This window comes from Halomicronema sp. CCY15110 (assembly GCF_016888165.1).
GTDB lineage: Bacteria > Cyanobacteriota > Cyanobacteriia > Phormidesmidales > Phormidesmidaceae > Halomicronema.
On record NZ_JACSWC010000095.1, the window covers coordinates 1 to 5,104 of the forward strand.

Here is a 5,104-nt window from a genome sequence, read left to right on the forward strand (position 1 = left end):
GGGGGCGGGGGTAGGGGCGAGGCATGCTCGATGTAACGTTCTGGACATAAACAATTATGAAATCGCGAGCATGCCTCGCCCCTACGGAATTGGAATGCGTCGCGCCAGCCGACCACGATGATTACAGGCGTTCCAAACGAGATTTGAGAATGGCAGCCTGGGTCTCAGCCTCAGCGAGGGCATCGCGGGCACCTTGCACCACGTCCTCGGGGGCTTTGTTCACGAAGCCAGGGTTGCTCAAGCGACCGTTCAGAGACTTGATTTCACCTTCAACTTTCGCCAGGTCTTTCTCTACCTTGGCTCGTAGGGCGTCCACATCCACTAAACCCATTAAGGGAATGAGCACCTGAACAGTGCCGACCACACCCGCGAATAGCTTAGTTTCCGGGGCGATCGCGGGTTCGGTTGTCGGGGTGATCGGTGGTTCAGCCTGTTGCTCAGCCAGATCGGCTACCTCCTGGGCGACGGGTTGAGCAGTGGTGGTAGGCTTGGCCGTCTGACGCTCCAGCCAATCCTTCGCCTCGCCCATAATCTCTTTGCGCCAGTGGTCTACTCTAGACCAGGTTTGCTGGCGCTTATGGGCATACAACAGGTTTTGGGCGACGAACCAAGCGGTGTATCCCACCCCAATCAGTTTGAGCAAAGGCCCAATCAATAAAATATCGTTCAGGGTTTGGAGCACTGCCGACAATATTTGCAGCGCAATAAACAGCGCAAACAGTAATCCTAACGTCGTTGCCGGACGTCGAAAATCGCTGAAGAACCGTTGCAAATAGGTCAGCGGCTCCTCTAGCAGCGGCCTCATGGTCACCCAAAAGTCGATGATCTCGGCTTTGATGCCCTCCCCGCCGTCAACAGCGGAGTCCCCAGCGATATTGGTGCGAGGCTGTGCTGCTCCCGACAGCGGGGACACGGGGGCCGATGTTGCGCTGGTCGAGGACTCGCCCTCAGCTCGAATGGTCAACTGCTCAACGCGCCCGATCGCCTCCACATAAGCCCGCCCCGCTTGTAAAATCTGCCGCTCCTTCGGATTAGCCGATTGCAAAATCGCCTCAATTCGGGCACTGGGCTTAATCCCCGCTTCCGCCCGCAAATTGCGAATTGTGCGCAAGGTGCCAATCAACAGATCAAAGTCTTCTTCTAACTGCGGGTTGATAGCGCTGGCATACACCGTCGGGTAGGACTGCACAGCCAGCGACTGGTCTTCGTCCACCTGATTCAGCGTGTGCCAAATCTCTTCCGTAATGTGGGGCATAAAGGGGTGGAGCGATCGCAAAATCCCATCCAGTACAAAGGCCAGGGTTTGCTGAGCGGTTTTTTTCGAGGGACCATCTTCTCCCTGCAACCGAGGCTTCACTAGCTCGATATACCAGTCGCAAAAATCGCCCCAGATGAAGTCGTAGAGTTCCTTAGCGGCTTCCCCAAAGCCGTACTTGTCCATGTCGTCATGCACCCGCTGCAACACGCCGTTGTAGCGAGACAAAATCCACAAATCAGCCAGTTCTAGGTTTTGAGCATCGGGTTCACCCAGTTGGGCAGGCGTCTGCCCTCCCAAATTCATCATCACGAAGCGGGCGGCATTCCACAGTTTATTAGTGAAGTTGCGGGACGCTTCCACCGAAACCGACTCGTCGGTTTTGCGGTCATACTCCAGGCGAATGTCTTGTCCCGCGCCCGCCACCTCGCGAATTAGGGTGTAGCGCAGCGCATCGGTGCCGTACTTGTTGATCAGCAGCAGCGGGTCGATGCCGTTGCCCTTGGATTTGGACATTTTCTGGTTATTTTCGTCCCGCACCAGCCCATGGATGTAGACCGTTTCAAACGGCATCGTGTCGGTAAAATGTCCCGCCATCATCGTCATCCGCGCCACCCAGAAAAAGATGATGTCGAAGCCTGTGACCAGCGTGCTGGTGGGATAGTAGGCCTGAAAATCCTTCGCCGTTTCGTCGGGCCAGCCCATGGTGGAAAACGGCCACAGACCAGACGAGAACCAGGTGTCAAGCACGTCAGGATCTTGTTCGAGCACCACATCGGCCCCAAATTTAGCGATCGCCTTCTCCCTGGCCTCATCCTCATTGGCGGCGACCACAAACGGGGTATTGTCCCGAATTTCGCCATCGGTTTCGCTCACCGCATACCAGGCCGGAATCTGATGCCCCCACCAAAGCTGCCGGGAGATGCACCAGTCCCGCAGGCTCACCAACCAGTCACGGTAAACCTTCGTCCACCGTTCCGGTACAAACTTTGGTGAGTCGTGGTTATCCAACGCATCGAGCGCCTGATCCGCCAGGGGCTTGATTTTGACAAACCACTGGGTCGATAGCAGCGGCTCCACGGGCACCTTGCCGCGATCGCTGTAGGGCACCGTGTGTTGATAGTCTTCAATCTTGACCAGGAAGCCGTCTGCCTCCAACCGCTGGACGACCCCTTTGCGGGCTTCAAAGCGATCCAGCCCTTCAAACGGCCCCGCTTCCGAGTTCATGGTGCCGTCCTTATTCATGACGGTGATCATGGGCAGATCGTGGCGCTGGCCCATGGCAAAGTCATTGGGGTCATGGGCAGGGGTCACCTTCACACAGCCTGTACCAAACTCTTTATTTACATATTCATCGGCGATGACGGGAATTTCGCGACCGACAATGGGCAGGGTCAGGGTTTTGCCGACGAGGTGAGAGTAGCGATCGTCCTCCGGATTCACCGCCACCGCCGTATCCCCGAGCATCGTCTCAGGCCGAGTCGTAGCAACTTCTAGATAGCCAGAACCATCCGTTAGGGGATAGCGGAAGTGCCAGAGATGACCGTTCACCTCGGTGGGCTCCACTTCCAAATCAGACACCGCAGACTGACTTGACGGACACCAGTTCACCATGTAATTGCCGCGATAAATCAGCCCTTCTTCATAGAGCTGGGTGAAAGCGGTCAACACCGCTGCCGACAGTCCATCGTCCAGGGTGAACCGCTCGCGGCTCCAGTCCACCGACACGCCGAGCTTCCGCAATTGCCCGACGATCGTCCCGCCCGATTCTTCTTTCCACTGCCAGGCTCGTTCCAAAAATTGGTCACGGCCCAGGTCTTCCAGGGTTTTGCCGTCAGCTTTAACCTGTTTTTCGAGGATGGTCTGAACCGCAATGCTGGCGTGGTCGGTGCCCGGCAGCCAGAGCGTATTCTTGCCCAACATCCGTTGATAGCGCACCAGCGTATCAATCAGCGCGTTTTCAAACGCATGGCCCATGTGCAGGCTGCCGGTCACATTCGGCGGCGGAATGACCACGCAAAAGGGCTCTCCCGGATGATCAGGGTCAGCCTTAAAGACATGCCGGGCCTCCCAGACTTGCTGCCACTTTTCTTCAGTAATGGAAGGATCGTACTGGCTAGAGAGGGTCGGAAGAGTAGCCGTCATTGCGTCAAATTCTCGTTCTAGGCGGTGATTACCTCATGATTTTGCCATGAGGGTTATGCAGATGCTAATCGCTGGGGGCGAATTTGTGGCAGATGGTGGTGTTCAAAGCTATGCCCGATGCTGCTGGCGCGTCACGCCGAACGATGCAAAGGGAGGCGATCGCTCCGGGTGATGAGGGGACGGTTCCCGCTCCATAACCCCGATGAGTTTCAGATCTGCTTCAGGGAACCGTCCCCTTAATTGCCAGGGCAACTGTAGCGCGATCTCACGTATCAAAGCCGCGACTCCACGCCCCAAAGAGCCAGTTACCAACACCACTACCAACGCTTAGAAAAAGGGTTCCCTCGAAAAGCGGTCTGGTCAGTCATCTTCTGACAACCACTCATTCATCATTCCGCCATTCATCTAAACTGGAGATTTCCCGCTAGTGTTGCAGATGTAGGTTGTCTTATGGCGACAATGCTTGACCCAAAGCCGTTAGAGGCTGCCAGCCTTCAAGAATCCCTGGACCTATCCCTCGTAATTCCGATTTACAACGAATATGAGAGCATCCCCAGGCTCCTGAAAGTCGTCACAGAAGTTATGGCACCGCTGGCCTACACCTACGAAGTCATCTGTGTAGATGACGGCTCAACCGACGGCTCGGTAGACGTTCTCAGGGAGCACACTGCCATCTATCCGCATCTAGCCGTGCTACTACTCCGGCGCAACTACGGGCAAACGGCGGCCATGGCCGCTGGGTTTGACCATGCGCGAGGCAAAGTCATCATCACGTTGGATGGTGACTTGCAGAACGATCCCGCCGACATCCCCATGCTGATGGACAAGCTGGATGAAGGCTACGACTTGGTCAGCGGTTGGCGTAAACAGCGACAGGATCATCAGCTCACCCGATTGTTGCCCTCCAAGATTGCTAACTGGATTATTGCCCGCGTCACGGGCGTCTCGATTCACGATTACGGCTGCTCCTTAAAGGCTTACCGAGCCGAACTCGTGAGAGATATGAACCTTTATGGAGAACTGCACCGATTTTTACCCGCCCTGGCCTTTATCGAAGGGGCGAGAATCACGGAAGTCCCGGTCAACCACTATGCTCGTCAGTTCGGGGCTAGCAAATACGGCTTGGGGCGCACGTTTCGCGTGGTGATGGACTTGCTCACGGTCTATTTTATGAAACGCTTTCTCACCAAACCGATGTACGTGTTTGGCTTGATGGGGCTCGTGTCCATCATTCTGGGGATTTTGCTGGGTGGCTATTTGACGTTCTTAAAACTAGGAATGGGGCAGTCCATCGGCGATCGCCCCCTGCTGATTCTCACGATCGTGCTGCTCCTGGGAGGCATTCAACTGCTCTGCTTTGGCCTATTAGCTGAATTATTAATGAGAACGTATCACGAATCTCAAGGACGGCCTATTTACCGCGTCCGCGAGGTTTTGCGGCATTAAGGACGGGAATTCACCTTGCAAAACCATAAACTTATGTGTATATTTAAGCTGTGGCAGTTAATAAACAGTCACACATTTATTTAGTTAACCTTCGGAATTATTCATCATGACAACTACCTTACAGCAGCGCCAAAGCGCCAGCCTGTGGGAACAGTTCTGTCAGTGGGTGACCAGCACCGAGAACCGCCTCTATGTGGGTTGGTTCGGCGTGTTGATGATCCCCACTCTCCTAGCTGCCACCACTTGCTTCGTCATCGC

3 protein-coding genes and 1 pseudogene are annotated in these 5,104 nt (G+C 55.2%); 2 read left to right on the forward strand and 2 right to left on the reverse strand.

What is annotated here, in order from left to right:
- Positions 1–121: 121 nt before the first annotated feature.
- Positions 122–3,400, reverse strand: a complete 3,279-nt coding sequence (locus JUK32_RS01175) for a valine--tRNA ligase (protein ID WP_204137030.1) — start codon at positions 3,398–3,400, stop codon at positions 122–124.
- A 108-nt stretch (positions 3,401–3,508) separates the two neighbouring features.
- Positions 3,509–3,676: a hypothetical protein gene (locus JUK32_RS01180; RefSeq protein ID WP_204137031.1), complete on the reverse strand. Its 168-nt coding sequence runs from the start codon at positions 3,674–3,676 to the stop codon at positions 3,509–3,511.
- 183 nt (positions 3,677–3,859) lie between these two features.
- Here JUK32_RS01180 and JUK32_RS01185 point away from each other — a divergent pair, with 183 nt between their 5' ends.
- Both JUK32_RS01185 and JUK32_RS01190 read left to right on the forward strand, forming a co-directional pair.
- Complete coding sequence (locus JUK32_RS01185) at positions 3,860–4,846, forward strand: glycosyltransferase family 2 protein (RefSeq protein ID WP_204137032.1); 987 nt, start codon at positions 3,860–3,862, stop codon at positions 4,844–4,846.
- A gap of 106 nt (positions 4,847–4,952) precedes the next feature.
- Positions 4,953–5,104 (forward strand): annotated as a pseudogene (locus JUK32_RS01190) (photosystem II q(b) protein); the annotation flags it as partial.